This window comes from Enterobacter cloacae subsp. cloacae ATCC 13047, from assembly GCF_000025565.1.
In the GTDB taxonomy this organism is placed as follows: Bacteria; Pseudomonadota; Gammaproteobacteria; order Enterobacterales; family Enterobacteriaceae; genus Enterobacter; species Enterobacter cloacae.
This window is the reverse complement of record NC_014121.1, coordinates 889950-907695: the sequence shown is the minus strand read 5'-3', so window position 1 is coordinate 907695 and position 17746 is coordinate 889950. Positions and strand designations below refer to the sequence as shown.

At 54.6% G+C, this 17746-nt stretch carries 17 protein-coding genes; 7 read left to right on the top strand and 10 right to left on the bottom strand.

Annotated features, from left to right (window positions below):
• Positions 1-34: 34 nt before the first annotated feature.
• The 4 genes from nadC to hofC all read left to right on the top strand — a co-directional run bounded on the left by nadC (position 35) and on the right by hofC (position 4111).
• Positions 35-928 (top strand): carboxylating nicotinate-nucleotide diphosphorylase, encoded by an 894-nt coding sequence (gene nadC, locus ECL_RS04370; RefSeq protein ID WP_013095589.1) that lies wholly within the window; start codon positions 35-37, stop codon positions 926-928.
• 176 nt (positions 929-1104) lie between these two features.
• Entirely contained in the window at positions 1105-1542 is a 438-nt protein-coding gene (ppdD, locus tag ECL_RS04365) for a prepilin peptidase-dependent pilin (RefSeq protein WP_013095588.1), read from the top strand.
• A 12-nt stretch (positions 1543-1554) separates the two neighbouring features.
• Positions 1555-2937: a type II secretion system protein GspE gene (gspE, locus tag ECL_RS04360; RefSeq protein ID WP_013095587.1), complete on the top strand. Its 1383-nt coding sequence runs from the start codon at positions 1555-1557 to the stop codon at positions 2935-2937.
• On the top strand, positions 2927-4111 hold the full coding sequence (hofC, locus tag ECL_RS04355) for a protein transport protein HofC (protein ID WP_013095586.1): 1185 nt from the start codon (positions 2927-2929) through the stop codon (positions 4109-4111). Before gspE ends, hofC begins: the two co-directional genes overlap by 11 nt.
• A 32-nt stretch (positions 4112-4143) precedes the next feature.
• On the opposite strand, the gene ECL_RS04350 is transcribed toward hofC, so the two are convergent.
• The gene (locus tag ECL_RS04350; protein ID WP_013095585.1) at positions 4144-5187 is read right to left on the bottom strand and encodes a GMP reductase; all 1044 of its coding nucleotides are present in this window, start codon (positions 5185-5187) and stop codon (positions 4144-4146) included.
• Positions 5188-5415: 228 nt separating this feature from the next.
• On the opposite strand from ECL_RS04350, the gene coaE reads away from it, so the two are divergent.
• Genes coaE through yacG form a run of 3 tightly spaced genes read left to right on the top strand, consistent with a single transcriptional unit; the run spans position 5416 to position 6983 of the window.
• Positions 5416-6036 (top strand): dephospho-CoA kinase, encoded by a 621-nt coding sequence (gene coaE / locus ECL_RS04345; RefSeq protein WP_013095584.1) that lies wholly within the window; start codon positions 5416-5418, stop codon positions 6034-6036.
• Positions 6036-6779: a cell division protein ZapD gene (gene zapD, locus ECL_RS04340; RefSeq protein ID WP_013095583.1), complete on the top strand. Its 744-nt coding sequence runs from the start codon at positions 6036-6038 to the stop codon at positions 6777-6779. Before coaE ends, zapD begins: the two co-directional genes overlap by 1 nt.
• Positions 6780-6788: 9 nt before the next feature.
• On the top strand, positions 6789-6983 hold the full coding sequence (yacG, locus tag ECL_RS04335; RefSeq protein ID WP_003856332.1) for a DNA gyrase inhibitor YacG: 195 nt from the start codon (positions 6789-6791) through the stop codon (positions 6981-6983).
• 34 nt (positions 6984-7017) lie between these two features.
• Here yacG and mutT read toward each other — a convergent pair whose 3' ends face one another.
• From mutT to murC, 9 genes are all read right to left on the bottom strand, one after another.
• Positions 7018-7410 (bottom strand): 8-oxo-dGTP diphosphatase MutT, encoded by a 393-nt coding sequence (mutT, locus tag ECL_RS04330; RefSeq protein WP_013095582.1) that lies wholly within the window; start codon positions 7408-7410, stop codon positions 7018-7020.
• 56 nt (positions 7411-7466) lie between these two features.
• Entirely contained in the window at positions 7467-10172 is a 2706-nt protein-coding gene (gene secA, locus ECL_RS04325) for a preprotein translocase subunit SecA (protein WP_013095581.1), read from the bottom strand.
• A 59-nt stretch (positions 10173-10231) separates the two neighbouring features.
• Positions 10232-10735, bottom strand: coding sequence for a secA translation cis-regulator SecM (secM, locus tag ECL_RS04320; protein ID WP_013095579.1), 504 nt, complete (start codon positions 10733-10735; stop codon positions 10232-10234).
• 280 nt (positions 10736-11015) lie between these two features.
• Positions 11016-11933 carry a UDP-3-O-acyl-N-acetylglucosamine deacetylase gene (gene lpxC / locus ECL_RS04315; RefSeq protein ID WP_013095578.1) on the bottom strand — a complete coding sequence of 306 codons (918 nt, stop codon included), beginning with the start codon at positions 11931-11933 and terminating at the stop codon, positions 11016-11018.
• A 101-nt stretch (positions 11934-12034) separates the two neighbouring features.
• A complete protein-coding gene (gene ftsZ / locus ECL_RS04310; protein WP_008501978.1) occupies positions 12035-13186 on the bottom strand; it encodes a cell division protein FtsZ in 1152 nt (383 codons plus the stop codon).
• 63 nt (positions 13187-13249) lie between these two features.
• A complete protein-coding gene (ftsA, locus tag ECL_RS04305; RefSeq protein ID WP_006173845.1) occupies positions 13250-14506 on the bottom strand; it encodes a cell division protein FtsA in 1257 nt (418 codons plus the stop codon).
• The gene (gene ftsQ, locus ECL_RS04300) at positions 14503-15345 is read right to left on the bottom strand and encodes a cell division protein FtsQ (protein ID WP_013095577.1); all 843 of its coding nucleotides are present in this window, start codon (positions 15343-15345) and stop codon (positions 14503-14505) included. Before ftsQ ends, ftsA begins: the two co-directional genes overlap by 4 nt.
• 1 nt (position 15346) lies before the next feature.
• Positions 15347-16267 carry a D-alanine--D-alanine ligase gene (locus ECL_RS04295; protein ID WP_013095576.1) on the bottom strand — a complete coding sequence of 307 codons (921 nt, stop codon included), beginning with the start codon at positions 16265-16267 and terminating at the stop codon, positions 15347-15349.
• Positions 16260-17735, bottom strand: a complete 1476-nt coding sequence (gene murC / locus ECL_RS04290) for a UDP-N-acetylmuramate--L-alanine ligase (RefSeq protein WP_013095575.1) — start codon at positions 17733-17735, stop codon at positions 16260-16262. The genes ECL_RS04295 and murC overlap by 8 nt, the downstream gene beginning before the upstream one ends.
• Between the last annotated feature and the right edge of the window lie 11 nt (positions 17736-17746).

Here is a 17746-nt window from a genome sequence, read left to right as displayed (position 1 = left end):
ATATTATGATTCGTTACCAATTTGGAGTTTTATCATGCCGCCTCGCCGCTACAACCCCGACCACCGACGTGAAGCGCTTCTGGAACGTATTAATATGGATATTCCGGCAAGCGTTGCCCATGCTTTGAAAGAAGATCTGGGCGGTGACGTCAGCGCGGACAACGATATTACCGCACAATTATTGCCGAAAGAGACACGCTCACACGCCGTGATCATCACCCGTGAAGATGGCGTGTTTTGCGGCAAGCGCTGGGTTGAAGAGGTCTTTACTCAACTGGCTGGCGATGAGGTGCAAATCACCTGGCATGTTGAAGACGGTGACGCCATTACCGCAAACCAGCCGCTGTTTGAGCTTGAAGGCCCGTCCCGCGTGCTGCTGACCGGTGAACGTACCGCGCTTAACTTTGTGCAGACTCTGTCAGGAGTGGCAAGCGAAGTGCGTCGTTACGTTGACCTGCTGGCCGGTACCCATACGCAACTGCTGGACACCCGTAAAACGCTGCCGGGTCTGCGCACGGCATTAAAGTACGCGGTGCTTTGTGGCGGGGGAGCCAACCACCGTCTGGGGTTGTCCGACGCCTTCCTGATTAAAGAGAACCACATTATTGCCTCTGGCTCCGTGCGTCAGGCGGTGGAGAAAGCCTTCTGGCTGCACCCGGATGTGCCGGTTGAAGTGGAAGTTGAAAACCTCGAAGAGCTGGAGCAGGCCATCAAGGCCGGTGCCGATATCATCATGCTCGATAACTTTGAAACAGCACAGATGCGCGAGGCGGTGAAGCTCACCAACGGCCAGGCACAGCTCGAAGTTTCAGGGAACGTCACCTTCGAAACGATTCGTGAATTCGCCGAAACCGGCGTGGACTACATTTCTGTCGGGGCGCTGACCAAGCACGTTCGCGCCCTCGATCTCTCCATGCGCTTTAAATAACGTCGTTCCCCCTCTCTGCCTGGAGAGGGGAAATTTCAGCCCTCCTCGCAATCTCTCTGTTCTTCTCTGCAAGTAAGTACAAATTCCCTGAACGCCGCTTCACGTTCCATTTTTTGCCCCTCGTCTGCTTTTTTCCCCGCTGTCAGAGTAGCGCCACTTAACCCTGAGGAGCAGATATGAACAGACAGCAAGGCTTCACGCTCATTGAGCTGATGGTGGTAATCGGCATTATTGCCATCCTGAGCGCCATTGGTATTCCCGCCTACCAGAACTACCTGCGAAAAGCGGCCCTGACCGACATGCTGCAAACGTTCGTGCCCTATCGCACGGCGATTGAGCTTTGTGCCCTGGAACATGGCGGCGTGACGAGCTGCGACGGCGGCAGTAACGGTATCCCTTCTCCAACGACAACACGCTATGTCTCGGGAATGAGCGTGACGCAGGGCGTCGTGTCGTTAACCGGGCAGGAGAGCCTTAACGGACTTGAGGTGGTGGTGACGCCGCAATGGAGTAGTGGCAACGGTATGACGGGCTGGAAACGTAGCTGCAATATCAGCAACGACGGTACGCTCAAAGAGGCCTGCGAAGACGTTTTCCGTTTCGACAGTAACTGACAGGAGCGGACAATGAATTCAGATCAACTCGTCACCCTGTGCCAGCGCCACCATGCTTTGCTGCTGACCAGCGACGCCGACATGATTAGCATCGCCGTCGTGGGAAATCCCGCCGCTGAAATGATGGAAGCGCTGCGTTTCGCCACGCAAAAACGTATTGATATTGAATGCTGGACAGCGGAGCGCATGGAAAAACACCGGCAGTTAACCGCGCAATCACACCTCCCGGTTGTTTTAACGCCGCATAACACGGTGGATATTCTCAACCACACCCTGCAGCAGGCGATCAACCAGCGCGCTTCTGACATTCATATCGAACCGATGGGGGATATCTGTCAGGTCCGCTTGCGTGTTGACGGTGTGCTTTGCCCGCTGCCACCGCTTTCTGCAGCGGTGGCAAATACCCTCACCGCTCGCTTAAAAGTGCTGGGCCAACTGGATATTGCGGAGCGCCGTTTACCGCAGGATGGTCAATTTACGATTGAACTGGCAAGCGAGCCGGTCTCTTTTCGCATCGCCACGCTTCCCTGCAGCGGCGGAGAGAAAATTGTGCTGCGCCTGCTGCATCAGGTTCATCAGGCGCTGGAACCCGAAAAACTGGGAATGAGTGCGAAACAGCTGGCCCGCTTTAACGAGATCCTCCATCAACCGCAGGGGCTGATTTTGGTCACGGGCCCCACTGGCAGCGGAAAAACGGTCACGCTCTATAGCGCATTGCAGGCGCGTAATACCCCTGACGTTAACATCTGCAGCGTGGAAGATCCGATCGAGATCCCGCTTGCGGGGCTGAACCAAACGCAGATTAATCCCCGTGCGGGCTTAACCTTTCAGAGCGTTCTGCGGGCGCTCCTGCGTCAGGATCCGGACATCATTATGGTAGGCGAAATCCGCGATAGTGAAACGGCAGAGATTGCCATTAACGCCGCACAGACCGGGCATCTGGTGCTGTCGACGCTGCACACCAACTCCACGACGGAAACCGTCATTCGCCTGCAGCAGATGGGGGTTGCACGCTGGATGATCTCCTCTGCACTCTCGCTGGTGATTGCCCAGCGGCTGGTGCGTCGTCTGTGTCCTCACTGTCGGCAGGAAGCCAACAGCCGCGCAGAATTACCGCGCACCGTATGGCCCCGGCCGCTTCCTCGCTGGCAACCTGGCGGCTGCGATCGCTGCTATCACGGCTTTTATGGCCGCGTCGCCATTTTTGAAGTCCTCGCCATCGACACCACGCTCCGGCAGGCCATCGCCAGTGGTGCCTCGATAGAGGTCATCGAAGCCAGCGCCCGTCAGGCGGGAATGACATCGTTATTTGAGCAGGGTTGTCTGGCCGTAGAGCAAGGTCTGACCACGCTCGAAGAGTTGCTGCGCGTGCTGGGAATGCCCAATGAGTATTAATCATCTCTGGCGCTGGCGGGCGCTATCCAGTGAAGGCGAATCTCTGTGTGGGGTGCTGTGGGCGGCAGATCGCGAAACGGCCTTCGTCAGGCTGATGCGTAAAGAGTTACATCCACTTTCGCTCACCCGATGCTCGCTGACGCACCGCTGGCGACCCCAGCATTGCTATGAGATGTTTCGCCAGCTTGCCACGCTGTTGCAGGCTGGCCTGACGTTATCGCAAAGTCTGCAAATGCTGGCCGAGCAGCATCCTGTCAAACACTGGCAGGCGCTGCTGGAAAACATGAATGATGATCTGAGCGAGGGATGCGCCTTTTCCGAGGCGCTGAAGCGATGGCCTGCGGTATTTAGCCCGCTGTATGTCTCGATGGTAAAAACAGGGGAGCTAACGGGGAAGCTGGAAACGTGCTGCCGCCAGCTCGCTCAGCAGCAACAATCCCAGCAGCAACTCACGGCTAAAGTGAAGAAGGCGTTGCGCTATCCGACGATCATCCTGGCGCTGGCCATTCTTGTCGTTCTGGCCATGGTCACTCTGGTCTTGCCGGAGTTCGCGGCCATCTACAAAACGTTTAATACTCCCCTGCCGCTGCTGACACAGATGGTCATGGGCCTGTCGGCGTTTATCCAGACATACTCCATCGCCCTGTTCGTGCTGTTGCTTATTCCCGTGGCCATCGCCTGGGCGCTGCGACGGGATCCGCGCTGGCAACGTATCCTGATGCATATTCCCGTGACGGGAAGGCTGGCAAGAGGGCAAAAACTGGGGCAGATCTTTACCGTACTGTCACTCACCCAGCAGGCGGGCATCCCCTTTTTACAGGGATTACAGAGCGCAGAAGAAACTGTTGATAGCCGGTACTGGCAAGGTATATTGCGCAGCGTTCGTGGGGACATTGAACAAGGCTTTACCGTCTGGTCTTCATTTCAGAAAGCGGCCGTCTTTACCCCGCTGTGCATTCAACTCATACGCACCGGGGAGGTATCTGGGTCACTCGACATTATGCTGGAAAACCTTGCCCGCCATCATACGGAGCAAACCTTTCAACTGGCAGATAATCTGGCCGCGCTTCTGGAGCCAGTGCTGCTGATTGTGACAGGGGTGATTATCGGTACGCTGGTGGTGGCGATGTATCTGCCCATTTTCCATCTCGGGGATGCAATGAGCGCGGGATAACGCTGGCGTACGGACATACGCCAGCAGAAACATTACAGGCTATTGAAAACGCGGTTTTCCTGCTCCTGAACGCGGATAAACGTCGTACGTTTTGTCAGCTCTTTCAGACGGGATGCCCCAACGTAGGTACATGCGGAACGCAGGCCGCCCAGGATGTCACGAGCCGTGTTTTCGACCGGGCCACGCAGGGGCAGCTTCACGGTTTTGCCTTCCGCAGCACGGTATTTTGCCACGCCACCTACGTGACGAGTCATTGCTGATTCTGAGCTCATGCCGTAGAACAGCATGAACTTCTCGCCGTTCTCTTCAACCACGGTACCGCCGCTCTCTTCATGACCCGCCAGCATGCCGCCAAGCATCACGAAATCCGCGCCGCCGCCAAAGGCTTTCGCGACATCACCCGGCATGGTGCAACCGCCGTCGCTGATGATCTGGCCGCCCAGACCGTGCGCGGCATCAGCACACTCAATCACCGCAGAAAGTTGCGGGTAACCCACACCGGTCTTCACACGCGTGGTACACACGGAACCCGGGCCAATGCCCACTTTTACGATGTCTGCACCGGAAAGGATCAGCTCTTCACACATTTCACCGGTTACCACGTTGCCCGCGATAATGGTTTTGGTGGGCCAAGCCTCACGCGCCTTGCTGACAAACTGCACGAAGTGCTCGGAGTAACCATTTGCCACATCAATACAGACAAAATTGAGCGCCGGGTTAGCGTTAAGAATCTGTTTGGTCTTCTCGAAATCGGCATCGGAGGTACCGGTGGAAACCATGACATGCTTCACCACATCGTCCGATGCAGAGGCGATAAAGGTATTCCACTCTTCCGGGCTGTAGTGCTTATGCACAGCGGTAAGGATATCGAATTTCGCCAGCGCGGTCGCCATCTCGAAGGTTCCCACCGTATCCATATTGGCTGCGATGATCGGCACGCCAGACCAGGTTTGACCGGAATGTTTAAAGGTGAATTGACGTTCGAGTTCAACGTCTGAGCGACTTTTCAGTGTAGAGCGTTTAGGGCGGATAAGAACGTCTTTGAAACCTAACTTCAGATCTTCTTCGATACGCATGTGCGGATTCCTGGGGTTAGAGGCAAATATGTTAAAAGCACAACTCCAGTGACGTTATCATACGCACTAATACCTGCTCCGCAAGACTGCGAAATTCTCTTTTTTTACGCTACAATCCTATAAATTTACCTGGTAAAAAGCCGGTAAAGAGAGCCAAACAGTGGCTGGCGCACGTTTGAATTTTAACCAACTGATTTTAATAATGAATAATTCCCAGGATTTGATTTAATGGGGTATATCGTCGCATTAACCGGCGGCATCGGCAGCGGGAAAAGTACCGTTGCGGACGCATTTTCTCGTCTGGGTATCACCATAATCGATGCCGATATCATTGCCCGTCAGGTGGTAGAGCCAGATACACCCGCACTAAACGCCATTAAGGCACATTTTGGTCAGGCAATTATCAACGCGGATGGCACGCTAAATCGCCGCAAGCTTCGTGAGTGCATTTTTTCTGATTCTTCAGAAAAGGCCTGGCTTAATGCTCTGCTCCACCCCATTATCCACCAGGAAACCCAGCGTCAGATTGACGCAGCCCGCTCGCCGTATGTTCTGTGGGTGGTTCCGCTGCTGGTAGAGAATCAACTGCACAATAAAGCGGACCGGGTACTGGTCATTGATGTCTCACCCGAAACGCAAATCCAGCGCACCGTGGCGCGCGACCATGTCTCGCGCGAACAGGCTGAACAAATTCTTGCCGCTCAGGCCACGCGCGCTCAGCGCCTTGCCGTTGCGGATGATGTTATTGATAATAACGGCGCACCAGATGCCATTGCATCGGATGTTGCCCGCCTGCACGCGCAGTATCTGACGTATGCCGCGCAGGCCGTTGCACAGGAAAAACCATAATGTCGACCCACATCCTTTTTGAGCATCCGCTCAACGAAAAAATGCGTACCTGGCTGCGTATCGAATTTCTGATTCAACAACTCTCACAACATTTGCCCATCAACGATCATGCGACGGCGCTGCACTTCTTCCGCAATGTGGGCGATCTTCTGGATGTAATTGAACGAGGCGACGTTCGCACCGAGCTACTGAAAGAGCTGGAGCGCCAGCAGCGTAAATTACAGGCCTGGGCCGAAGTACCGGGCGTTGACCAGAGCCGCATTGATTCACTCCGTCAACAGCTTAAAAACAGCAGCAGTACGCTGATGGCCGCTCCCCGCGTTGGGCAGTTTTTGCGTGAAGACCGCTTAATCGGGCTGGTGCGCCAGCGCCTGAGTATCCCGGGCGGCTGCTGCAGCTTTGACCTGCCGACACTGCATATGTGGTTGCATATGCCGCAGGTCCAGCGTGATGCACAGGTGAAAAGCTGGCTGGACAGCCTGGAGCCGATGCATCAGACGTTATCCCTGATCCTCGATCTCATCCGTAACTCGGCGCCATTCCGCAAGCAAACCAGCCTGAACGGTTTCTACCAGGACAACGGTGATGATGCGGATCTGCTGCGTCTTAACCTCTCTTTAGGTGAACAGCTTTACCCGCAAATCTCCGGGCATAAGAGTCGTTTTGCGATTCGCTTTATGCCGCTGGATAGTGAAAATGGCACCGTGCCGGAACGCCTCGATTTTGAACTGGCCTGTTGTTAAGGAGTGCCTATGTCTGATGTAACCACCGTAAACTGCCCAACCTGTGGCAAAACTGTTGTCTGGGGAGAGGTGAGTCCGTTTCGCCCATTCTGCTGTAAGCGCTGTCAGTTAATTGACCTGGGCGAATGGGCGGCGGAAGAGAAACGCATTCCAAGTGAAGGCGACCTCTCAGACAGCGATGACTGGAGCGAGAACCAGCAGTAGAGTTCAAAGCCTGCTGGCGCTTCGCTTAGCAGGCCTACAGGTTGCCCGTTAGCCGGGATATGACGGGTGCATTTGCCGGAGGAAATTTTTCGGCATCACTCGCGTGAAGCGAAACCCAGCCACCCGGTTGCCCCTCTTTCCCCCAGGGTTCCCCCTCCCAGCTTTCCACAAGCCAGAACCACAGCGTGATGTGACGATCCGGAAACTGGTATTCCAGCTTATCAAACAGCGTTGCGCCAATCGGAGTAATGCCGACCTCTTCCTGAAGCTCACGCACCAGCGCCTGCTCCGGCGTCTCACCGGACTCGATTTTCCCGCCGGGAAACTCCCACTTGTTTGCCATGTGGGCATCAGCGGCACGTTGCGTAATGAAGATTTGGTTTTGCGGGTTGCGAATAATCCCGACAGCAATTTGCAGTATTTTCATATTGTCACTTCCATAAAAAAGGCGCAGATTTCTGCGCCTTTTCGTTTTTTATGAACTTAGCTCAGACGGCCGTGGCACGCCTTATATTTTTTACCGGAACCACATGGGCACGGATCGTTACGCCCCACTTTGCGATCGCCAGTTTGCGCGGCGATCGCCGCAGCGGCTTCGCTATCGTCAGTCTGGTGGCTGAGCTGCTGCATCTGTGCCAGACGCTCGGCTTCCTCACGACGCTGTTGCTCCATCGCTTCCACTTCTTCCGGCATACGCACCTGCACTTTGCTCAGGGTGCTGATAACTTCATATTTCAGCGACTCCAGCATGGAGGCAAACATCGAGAAGGATTCGCGCTTGTACTCCTGCTTAGGATCTTTCTGCGCATAGCCACGCAGGTGGATCCCCTGACGCAGGTAGTCCATCGCCGCCAGGTGCTCTTTCCACAGTGAGTCCAGCGTCTGCAGCATCACCCCTTTTTCGAAGTGACGCATCATCTCAGCGCCAACAACCTCTTCCTTACGCTTGTATACCTCCAGCGCGGTTTCGTAGATACGCTCGCGCAGGGTCTCTTCGTGCAGCTCAGGCTCTTTATCCAGCCACTCTTTGATTGGCAGGTCGAGGTCGAAGTCGTTTTTCAGGCGCTCCTGAAGGCCTTCGATATCCCACATCTCTTCCAGAGACTGAGGCGGAATGTGCGCATCGATAGTCGCTTTGAACACATCTTCACGAATGCTGTTGATGGTTTCGCTCACGTCGGATACGTCCAGCAGTTCGTTACGCTGGGTATAGATAGCACGACGCTGATCGTTGGCGACGTCGTCATATTCCAGCAGCTGCTTACGAATATCGAAGTTGCGGCTTTCCACTTTACGCTGCGCGTTGGCAATCGCTTTGGTCACCCATGGGTGCTCAATGGCTTCACCAGGTTTCATCCCCAGCTTACGCATCATGCCGGAAACACGGTCAGAGGCGAAGATACGCATCAGCGCATCTTCCATCGACAGGTAGAAGCGGGAAGAACCGGCATCACCCTGACGACCTGCACGACCACGCAGCTGGTTATCGATACGACGTGATTCGTGACGCTCGGTACCAATGATGTGCAGACCACCAGATGCCAGAACCGCGTCATGACGCACCTGCCAGTCGGCTTTGATCTGCGCAATCTGTTCCGGCGTTGGGTTTTCCAGCTCAGCCACTTCGGCCTGCCAGCTACCGCCCAGCATAATATCGGTACCACGACCCGCCATGTTGGTGGCGATGGTCACAGCCGCCGGATAACCCGCCTGCGCAACGATATCTGCTTCTTTGGCGTGGAATTTGGCGTTCAGTACGTTGTGCTTGATACCCGCTTTGGTCAGCTCATTAGACACCACTTCGGATTTCTCGATGGAGATGGTCCCCACCAGAACCGGCTGGCCTTTAGCTGTACGCTCGCGAATATCTTCGATGATTGCCTGAATTTTTTCCGCTTCGGTCATGTAGACCAGGTCCGGCATGTCCTTACGGATCATTGGACGGTTGGTTGGAACGACAACGGTATCCAGTTTGTAGATGGAGCTGAATTCAAACGCTTCGGTATCTGCTGTACCGGTCATCCCTGCAAGCTTCTCGTACAGACGGAAGTAGTTCTGGAAGGTAATAGACGCCAGCGTCTGGTTTTCGTTTTGAATATCCACGCCTTCTTTGGCTTCAACGGCCTGGTGCAGACCGTCAGACCAGCGACGACCCTGCATGGTACGGCCAGTGTGCTCATCAACGATGATGACTTCGCCGTCTTTGACGATGTAGTCGACGTCGCGAGTGAACAGCGCATGGGCGCGCAGTGCGGCAGTCACGTGGTGCATCAGCATGATATTGCTCGGGGAGTAAAGAGACTCGCCCTCTTCCATGATGCCTTCAGCCACTAACAGCTCTTCAATTTTAACCAGACCACGTTCAGTCAGGTTGACCTGGCGCGCTTTTTCATCAACGGAGAAGTGGCCTTCACCCTGGAAGGTATCGGAGTCTTCTTTCTCCTGACGCAGCAGGTGCGGAATGATTTTGTCGACTTTACGGTACATATCAGAGCTGTCTTCGGCCGGGCCGGAGATGATCAGCGGGGTACGCGCTTCATCGATCAGAATGGAGTCCACCTCATCCACCAGCGCATAGTGCAATTTACGCTGCACACGTTCTTCAGGACTGAACGCCATGTTGTCACGCAGGTAGTCGAAGCCGTATTCGTTGTTGGTACCGTAGGTGATATCGGCGTTATACGCTTCGCGCTTGGCTGGCGCAGGGAGACCGGACATGTTGATGCCGACGGTCATCCCCAGGAATTCGAACAATGGACGGTTATTTTCGGCGTCACGCTGTGCCAGATAGTCGTTGACGGTCACGACGTGCACGCCTTTGCCGGTCAGTGCGTTCAGGTAGGCAGGCAGCGTCGCGGTCAGGGTTTTACCTTCACCTGTACGCATTTCCGCGATGCAGCGCTCGTTAAGCACCATACCGCCCAGCAGCTGCACGTCGAAGTGACGCATGCCGAATACACGTTTACTCGCTTCACGCACAACCGCGAAGGCTTCCGGGATCAGGCTTTCTAAGGTTTCGCCTTTTTCCAGGCGTGCGCGGAATTCTGCGGTTTTCGCTTTCAGCTCGTCATCAGACAGCTTCTCCATCGCCGGTTCCATACCGTTGATGACAGCGACAGCTTTGCGCATACGGCGCAGGGTACGATCGTTACGACTACCAAAAACTTTGGTTAATAATTTGATTAGCATAATAAATTCTCAAACGCCCCATAACGGGCAGATAAATTAAGGTATTGAAAACGGTTAATTTAACTGAGGCGCTGAGGCCCGGCGCGGATGCCATGAACCTGGCTTATCCACGTCGAGACAGAGAATGTGGCGGGTGAAACAACGATGGATTGCGCTGTCTGCGGAACGCTAACAGCTGGCTGGCTGTCCTGCGTCAACAGCGCGTTGAGCGTATCCAGCAGCGCAAGGTGTTGCGCCTGAACCGGCAGCGTCTCTTCAGCAACCGGTATGGCCTGCGGCGCCATTGCAAATGACAGATGGCGGATAACCGTGCGGATGGCGTGCTGCTGCCAGTAATCTACCGAAAAGTTAGGACGGCGGCTGGCTTCAAGCCACGCAAGATTGGTGAAGTTAACGCGCGCGGTGAGATCGTGTTTAGTGGTTGACGTCTTTGCCGGTGTGGCAGCTTCGGCGCTGTTGCTGAGCGCAGGCAAGCCGAAACTCGCCGCGACCATCCCTAATAAGAGATGCGGCCAGAAGTAACGTCTGCCAAATTGTCGCCAGCGCGTCAGAATTCCGCTCACTTGCTCCACCACATAAGCCCGTCTTAAACAGGCTGAGTTCAGTTATTCTTTTAAGCGCCCAGATATTACCACTAAAGCCAATACACAGCAGCAGGAATGACATACTGCAGCGGGGAAAAACGGTCAAGAATGCAGCTAACGCACAGATTTTCTACGCCTGCTAAGCGAAAGGGGAAGCTGGGGCAAAATGAAGAAAGGTAAAAATAAAAACGACTGGTTTCCCTGGTCGGAGAGAGTACCAGGTTAACCAGTCGATTTTTTTACGAAACGGCTTGAACCGTTACGCCAGAACCAGGCCAGGGGCTTTGAAGGCCAGCGGCAGTTCAGCTTCGTCTTCGAAGGTCACATACTCCCAGGCTTCCTGTTTTGCCAGGACGGCCTGCAAGAGTTTGTTATTCAGCGCATGACCGGATTTGAACGCGGTAAATGCACCAATAATGTTGTGACCACACATGAACAGGTCGCCAATTGCATCAAGCATTTTGTGGCGAACGAATTCATCTTCGAAACGCAGACCGTCTTCGTTCAGTACGCGATAATCGTCAACAACGATGGCACAATCGAAGCTGCCGCCCAGGCACAGGCCGCGGGACTGCAGATATTCGATATCACGCATGAAGCCGAAAGTACGAGCACGGCTGATCTGGCGCATAAACGCATCAGCAGAGAAGTTCATCGCATAGCGCTGGGTACTGGCATCAATCGCCGGATGGTTAAAATCGATGGTGAAGTCCAACGAGAAACCATTGTACGGTTTGAATTCAGCCCACTTGTCGCCATCTTCGACGCGAACGGTCTCTTTGATGCGAACAAATTTCTTCGCGCAGTTCAGTTCTTCGATGCCGGCATCCAGCAACAGATAAACGAACGGAGCAGCACTACCATCCATAATCGGGATTTCTGGCGCATCGACTTCAACAATAATGTTGTCGATACCCAGACCCGCCAGGGCGGCGTTCAGGTGCTCTACGGTAGAAATCCGCACGTCATGCTCGTTCACCAGACAAGTACAGAGCATAGTATCACGCACAGATTTGGCATCGGCCGGAAAATCTACCGGTGGATTCAAGTCGGTGCGACGATAGATGACCCCGGTATTGGCCGGCGCAGGGCGTAACGTCAGGGTGACTTTCTTGCCGGTATGTAAACCGACACCTGTCGCCTGAACGATACGTTTAAGTGTCCTTTGTTTGATCATCGTATAATCTCGCCAAATTAACTATCCAACCGAGAGTGTATATCACTAACGGTGGGCCAGTTTAGCACAAAGAGCGGAAATCCCCAAATTCCAGCCAATTCTTAGTCAGCTTGCTTACGCAGGAACGCCGGGATATCCAGATAATCTGGCTCTTTCGCCGTTTGCGGCGTTGGGTCATTAACCACTTTCGCGGCCGGTTTTTGCTCCTGAGTCAGAGGAGACATACCGTGCTGCTGGTAACGATCCATTACCGGTTGCTGAGTCTGCTTGTTCGTCACCAGAGTGATTTCAGGACGCTTGTCCATACCGATACCGGTAGCAACAACCGTTACACGCAGCTCGTCGTTCATTTCCGGGTCAAGGGAGGTACCGATTACCACGGTCGCGTTGTCAGAGGCGAACGCACGGATGGTGTTACCCACGGTTTCGAACTCATCCAGACGCAGGTCAAAGCCAGCGGTGATGTTGACCAGCACGCCACGCGCACCCGACAGATCGATATCTTCCAGCAGCGGAGAAGAGATAGCCATTTCAGCCGCTTCTTCCGCACGGTCTTCACCGCTCGCCACGCCGGAGCCCATCATCGCGTAGCCCATTTCGGACATCACGGTGCGAACGTCAGCAAAGTCAACGTTCATCAGGCCAGGACGGGTAATCAGTTCAGCGATACCCTGAACCGCGCCTTTCAGCACGTCGTTTGCTGCGCCAAAGGCATCCAGCAGAGAGATACCGCGACCCAGCACTTTCAGCAGTTTGTCGTTCGGGATGGTGATCAGCGAGTCCACATGCTTGGACAGCTCGGTGATACCCTGCTCCGCGAAGGCCATACGTTTCTTGCCTTCAAAATTGAAAGGCTTGGTCACAACAGCAACGGTCAGGATACCTAAATCTTTAGCCACTTCAGCCACAACAGGTGCTGCGCCGGTACCTGTACCGCCACCCATACCTGCTGCGATGAAGACCATGTCCGCACCTTCCAGTGCAGCGCGTAACGCTTCACGATCTTCTTCAGCCGCATTGCGACCTACTTCCGGGTTAGCTCCTGCGCCCAGACCTTTGGTGATGCCACCACCGATCTGGATAGTCTGGCCGACTGCCGTCTTACGCAGTGCCTGTGCATCGGTGTTAACCGCAAAGAATTCAACACCTTCAATGCGCTCGCGCACCATATGCTCTACGGCGTTACCGCCGCCGCCACCGACGCCGATGACTTTAATCACCGCGTCGTTGGTCAGTTCCATAGGTTCAAACATAATTTCTCTCTCCGTTGTGCCTGTCGCCCGAGACCGTTAATTCTCTCCGGTCTCTTAAAAAAATTAAAACTCTTTTCGCAGCCAGTTGTTCAGTCGTTTGACCCACGACCCCACTGAGACGCGTTTTTCCACTTCTGCTTCACCACTGAGATGGGATTCTTTCCCGTAGTGGAGCAGGCCCACAGCCGTTGAATAGTAAGGCTCCTGGGCATAATCCGTTAAACCGGTAATATTCAGCGGTGCGCCAATACGCACCTGCGTATGGAACACACGCTGCGCACAGGCCGCAAGACCTTCAATTTGCGCTGCACCGCCGGTTAATACAATCCCCGCCGCAAGATGATGTTTTACTCCCTGCTGGCGAAGCTGTTCCTGTAATTGCAAAATCTCTTCGTTGACCAGGTTGAGCAGCTCGGTATAGCGCGGCTCAATCACCTCTGCCAACGTCTGGCGCTGCAGGCTACGCGGCGGACGACCGCCCACGCTTGGCACTTCAACGCTCTCATCTTTGCCAACGATAGACCCCAGCGCACAACCGTGGCGCACTTTAATCGCTTCTGCATCGCTTGGCGGCGTACCAAACGCGTAGGCAATATCGCTGGTAACCACGTTCCCCGCGTAAGGGATCACTTTGGTGTGGCGCAGGGCACCGCCGGTATACACGGCCATATCCATTGTACCACCACCAATATCGACCACACAGACGCCCAGTTCACGTTCATCTTCGGTCAGCACGGAATAGCTTGCCGCCAGACCGGCGAAAATAAGTTGGTCAACTTTCAGGCCACAACGTTCAACGGCTTTTACGATGTTCTTCGCCATATCGTTATGACATGTGATCAGGTGCACTTTTGCCTGCATACGCACGCCAGACAGACCAACCGGGTTCTTGATCCCTTCCTGGTAGTCGATCGCATATTCCTGCGGGATCACGTGCAGCACGCGATGCTCATCGCGAACGCGCACGGACTTCGCCGTATGCACTACGTTTTCAACGTCTTCCTGCGTCACTTCTTCTTCAGAAATGGGCACCATGCCGATTTCGTTCTGGCAGCTGATATGCTTACCAGAGAGGGCCAGATAGACAGAGGAAATCTGGCAATCTGCCATTAATTCAGCCTGATCGATGGCGCGCTGCACGCATTTCACCACCGACTCAAGATCGTTTACCCCACCTTTATCCATACCACGGGACGGGCAGCTGCCCACGCCAATGATATTGACCATACCGTCGGGCAGAACTTCCCCTACTAAAGCGGCAACCTTCGCGGTGCCAATCTCCAGTCCAACTACCAGTTTTCTGTCCGTCGCCTTGATCATTGTTGTTCTGCCTGTACCTGTGCCTGATTCTGTTGCTGATTAGGTTCCTCGACCGGAGCCGGTACCCAACCGACTGCTGCGCCTGAGTCATAGCGCAAATCAACGTAGCTTATCCGTTTGCCGTCAGTCTGTGCCTGCTGCTGTAAAACCGGGTAAAGTTCTACAAAACGCGCCAGACGCTTCATCGTGTCGCCGCGGCCAAGGTTGAGCTTAATGCCATTCGTTAAGGTGAGCTGCCACGAACGGCGCGCCGTCATCGCAGCTTCTTTTAACGTAAACCTGTCCTTCGCCAGCACTTGCCCCATCTCGCGAAAACCCTGTAACACTTCGTTTTCGCTGCCTTCAGGACCATACAACATCGGTAAATTTTGCTTGTTGACACGATCGGCCGGGACGCTGAAGGAATTTCCGTCTACGTCAACCATGTGCTGATCATTCCAACGCGCAATGGGCACATATTCAACCAGATGAATCTTCAATTCATCAGGCCATTGCTTTCTTACACTCGCCTGTTTTATCCAGGGCAGACGTTCAATCTGACTCTGGATAATGTTGACATCCTGCGTCATAAAGGTGCCAGGCGACCCCAGTGCCAGAATCGACTGGCGAATATCATCGTTACGCGTGTAGTGGCGTTCACCGGTGACCACCAGCTTCGACAGCGGCAACCGCTGCGCATCTTCCATCCAGCCCAGTACCATCCAGCCGCTGATAAACACGGTGCACAGCACCCCGAGCAGGAAAATAATCCCTGCAAGACGCGTTCCATTACTCCGGCGTGAAGAAGAATATTCTTCCTCGTCATCGCGGTTGCGCGTGTTCAATGCAGCCTGAGACATATCAGCCCGCCTGGTCCAGAATACGTACGACTAACTGCGAGAAGCTCATCCCCGCCTGACGCGCGGCCATCGGCACAAGGCTGTGGCTGGTCATGCCTGGAGAGGTATTTGCTTCCAGTAAATAAAATTGCCCATCGCTGTCGAGCATCACATCAATGCGTCCCCAGCCACTGCAACCAAGAACATGCCAGGCTTTAAGCACCAGGGACTGTAAATCCGCTTCACGTTCTGCTTCAAGACCTGCAGGGCAGAAATATTGCGTCTCGTCAGAGAGATACTTCGCCTCATAATCATAGAAGACGCCAGCAGGTTGGATGCGAATCGACGGTAAAATTTCTTCACCAAGCATCGCCACGGTAAATTCCGGTCCGCTGAGCCATTTTTCAATCAGAACTTCTTCATCGTGTTGAAATGCCACCGCTAAAGCAGACGATAAATCGTCAGCTTTATCAACTTTGGACATCCCAACGCTCGACCCTTCACGGCTGGGCTTTACAATAACTGGTAAGCCCAGCTCAGCAATGCGTGCATTAACGCTATCCTGAAGGCCCATTTCAAATTCGCGGCGCGTCAACGCAACCCACGGCGCAACCGGCAAACCCGCTCCCTGCCACAGCAGCTTACTGCGCAGTTTATCCATTGAGATGGCGGAGGCCATCACGCCGCTGCCGGTGTAGGGCATACCGATGAGATCCAGCAACCCTTGCAGGGTACCGTCTTCTCCCCCACGACCGTGCAGAGCAATAAAGACTTTATCGAAGCCCATTGCTTTCAGCTGCGTTACATCGACCTCTTTCGGATCGACCAGATGTGCATTAACGCCAGCCTCACGCAGGCCCGCCAGTACCGCAGCGCCTGAATTCAGGGAAACCTCGCGCTCGGCGGAGGTGCCGCCAGACAGGACAGCAATCTTATCAGCCATGATGCTCATCCTCCTGAGTTTGCGGCTTCAGTTTGATTTCAGCTAAGGTACGGGCGATTTTGCCGATATTTCCCGCGCCCTGAATCAGAATCAAATCGTTACCTGTCAGTACCGGCGCCAGAATTTCGGCGACCTGAGCAGGATCCGAAACCAAAATAGGGTCTACTTTACCGCGTCCGCGAATGGTTCGACACAGAGAACGGCTGTCCGCGCCTGGGATCGGCGTTTCACCTGCAGAATAAACATCCAGCATCAGCAATGTGTCCACCTGGGACAGCACGCTGGCGAAATCGTCATACAGATCGCGCGTACGCGTAAAACGGTGTGGCTGGAAGATCATCACCAGGTTCTTCTCTGGCCATCCCGCACGTGCGGCCTTAATGGTCGCGTCCACTTCGGTTGGATGGTGGCCATAGTCGTCTACCAGCATGGCAGTACCCGGTTTACCGTTTACCGCATCCAGCGGGAATTCGCCAAGGAAGTCGAAACGACGCCCGGTTCCCTGGAAGCTTTCCAGAGCACGCAGGATCGCATCGTCATCAATGCCTTCTTCCGTCGCGACGGCCACCGCCGCGGCTGCGTTCAGGGCGTTATGACGGCCTGGTGCGTTCAGCGTCACGTGCAGTAGCTCTTTGTCCTGACGCGCCAGGGTGAAATGCCCCTGCGCACCAATCTGTTTGTACTCTTCCACGCGAACATCCGCGTCTTCACTGAAACCATAGGTGGTGATCTGACGACCAACCCGCGGCAACAACTCGCGAATGACCGGATCGTCCACACACATTACCGCGCGTCCATAGAACGGCAGGTTATGCAGGAAGTTGATAAAGGTCTGCTTTAAGTTCTCGAAGTCGCCCTGGTAGGTATCCATGTGGTCAGCTTCGATGTTAGTGACAATCGCCACCATCGGCTGCAGATGCAGGAACGACGCATCGCTCTCATCCGCTTCCGCAATCAGATAACGGCTGTGGCCCAGACGCGCATGCACACCTGCTGCTTTTACCAGACCGCCGTTGACGAACGTCGGGTCGAGACCCGCTTCGGCATAAATACTGGAAACCATCGCCGTGGTCGTGGTTTTACCGTGCGTCCCGGCAATCGCAATCCCGTGACGGAAACGCATCAGCTCTGCCAGCATTTCCGCGCGGCGGATCACCGGAATACGCGCTTCATGCGCGGCCACGATTTCCGGGTTATCAGAGGAGATGGCGCTGGATACCACCACCACACTCGCATCGCGCACGTTTTCCGGGCGATGGTTGAAATAGATAGTCGCCCCAAGCGACGCCAGTTGCTGCGTAACAGGGTTTGGCGCCAGGTCAGACCCGCTGATCTGATAGCCTTCGTTAGCTAACACTTCGGCAATACCGCCCATGCCAGCACCACCGATGCCAACAAAGTGAATGTGCCGGACGCGACGCATCTCGGGCACGATTGAACGCAGTTTTGCCAGTTGTTGTGTATTCATTCTCTAAACGC

Excerpts from the sequence above, each read along its gene's own strand:
- nadC (WP_013095589.1), top strand. The coding sequence starts at position 35 with ATGCCGCCTCGCCGCTACAACCCCGACCACCGACGTGAAGCGCTTCTG.
- ppdD (WP_013095588.1), top strand. The coding sequence starts at position 1,105 with ATGAACAGACAGCAAGGCTTCACGCTCATTGAGCTGATGGTGGTAATC.
- gspE (WP_013095587.1), top strand. The coding sequence starts at position 1,555 with ATGAATTCAGATCAACTCGTCACCCTGTGCCAGCGCCACCATGCTTTG.
- hofC (WP_013095586.1), top strand. The coding sequence starts at position 2,927 with ATGAGTATTAATCATCTCTGGCGCTGGCGGGCGCTATCCAGTGAAGGC.
- ECL_RS04350 (WP_013095585.1), bottom strand. The coding sequence starts at position 5,187 with ATGCGTATCGAAGAAGATCTGAAGTTAGGTTTCAAAGACGTTCTTATC.
- coaE (WP_013095584.1), top strand. The coding sequence starts at position 5,416 with ATGGGGTATATCGTCGCATTAACCGGCGGCATCGGCAGCGGGAAAAGT.
- zapD (WP_013095583.1), top strand. The coding sequence starts at position 6,036 with ATGTCGACCCACATCCTTTTTGAGCATCCGCTCAACGAAAAAATGCGT.
- yacG (WP_003856332.1), top strand. The coding sequence starts at position 6,789 with ATGTCTGATGTAACCACCGTAAACTGCCCAACCTGTGGCAAAACTGTT.
- mutT (WP_013095582.1), bottom strand. The coding sequence starts at position 7,410 with ATGAAAATACTGCAAATTGCTGTCGGGATTATTCGCAACCCGCAAAAC.
- secA (WP_013095581.1), bottom strand. The coding sequence starts at position 10,172 with ATGCTAATCAAATTATTAACCAAAGTTTTTGGTAGTCGTAACGATCGT.
- lpxC (WP_013095578.1), bottom strand. The coding sequence starts at position 11,933 with ATGATCAAACAAAGGACACTTAAACGTATCGTTCAGGCGACAGGTGTC.
- ftsZ (WP_008501978.1), bottom strand. The coding sequence starts at position 13,186 with ATGTTTGAACCTATGGAACTGACCAACGACGCGGTGATTAAAGTCATC.
- ftsA (WP_006173845.1), bottom strand. The coding sequence starts at position 14,506 with ATGATCAAGGCGACGGACAGAAAACTGGTAGTTGGACTGGAGATTGGC.
- ftsQ (WP_013095577.1), bottom strand. The coding sequence starts at position 15,345 with ATGTCTCAGGCTGCATTGAACACGCGCAACCGCGATGACGAGGAAGAA.
- ECL_RS04295 (WP_013095576.1), bottom strand. The coding sequence starts at position 16,267 with ATGGCTGATAAGATTGCTGTCCTGTCTGGCGGCACCTCCGCCGAGCGC.
- murC (WP_013095575.1), bottom strand. The coding sequence starts at position 17,735 with ATGAATACACAACAACTGGCAAAACTGCGTTCAATCGTGCCCGAGATG.